At 73.6% G+C, this 845-nt stretch carries 1 protein-coding gene; it reads right to left on the reverse strand.

Features of this window, described 5'->3' with window-relative positions:
- A partial coding sequence (locus BN4346_RS46845) for a VWA domain-containing protein (RefSeq protein ID WP_154677700.1) occupies window positions 1-845 on the reverse strand: 845 nt, incomplete at both ends.

Here is an 845-nt window from a genome sequence, read left to right on the forward strand (position 1 = left end):
GCAGGCCCCCGGCCAACGGAGTGCGGCCCCCGGCGGGCAACTCGTCGAGCCGGACGGCGGCGATCTCCACCGACCCGGTCGCGGGCAACACCACCTCCGCCTGCCTGTCCCGGAACGTCACCACCGCCACCCGGTCCCGGCGACGGTAGGCGTCCAGCAGCAGGGACAAGATCGCGGTCTTGACGTGGCGCATTCGCTCGATGGCGGCCATCGACCCGGACGTGTCGACCACGAACAGCACCAGGTTGGCCTCTTGGCCTTCCCGGACGGCGCGACGAAGATCGTTCGCCGCCAAGATCATCCGGCCGCCGGCTCGGCCCCGCGCGCCCTGATACGGCGCAGCGGCGCGCAGCGTCTCGAACAGGTGCAGTCCGCCGGTGTTGCCGGATGCGGTAGCACCCACCCGGCGTCCGGAACTGGTGCGGGCCCTGCTGCGCCGGCCGGCGCGTCCAGAACCCACGCCGTCGACCGAGAAAAGCCTGGCCCGGTAAGGGGAGTCGGCGCCCACCGTCGACGTGGCGCCCGGCTTAGAGTGCCCCGTCGGTGCGGGGCCGCGCTGTTGTTCTGGCGGCCCGCCCTCCGGCGGGCCGTCGGGCTCTGGTCCATCGGGCTCGGGCCCGTCGGGTCCCGGACCGTCCGGGTCGGGCTCGGGCTCGGAATCCTCCGGTGGCAACAGTTCGTCGAGTTCGGCCTCATCGAGACCCGGGGCGTCGAACGGCTTGCGTCGGCGCCGATGCGGCAGGGCCAGCCGGGCGGCCACCCGCAGATCCTCGATGTTGACCGCGTCGCGCCCCTGCCACGCCGCATGGGCCACTGCGGTGCGGGCACAGACGATGTCGCCGCGC

It is taken from the genome of Mycolicibacter icosiumassiliensis (assembly GCF_900078685.2).
GTDB classification, from domain to species: Bacteria; Actinomycetota; Actinomycetes; order Mycobacteriales; family Mycobacteriaceae; genus Mycobacterium; species Mycobacterium icosiumassiliensis.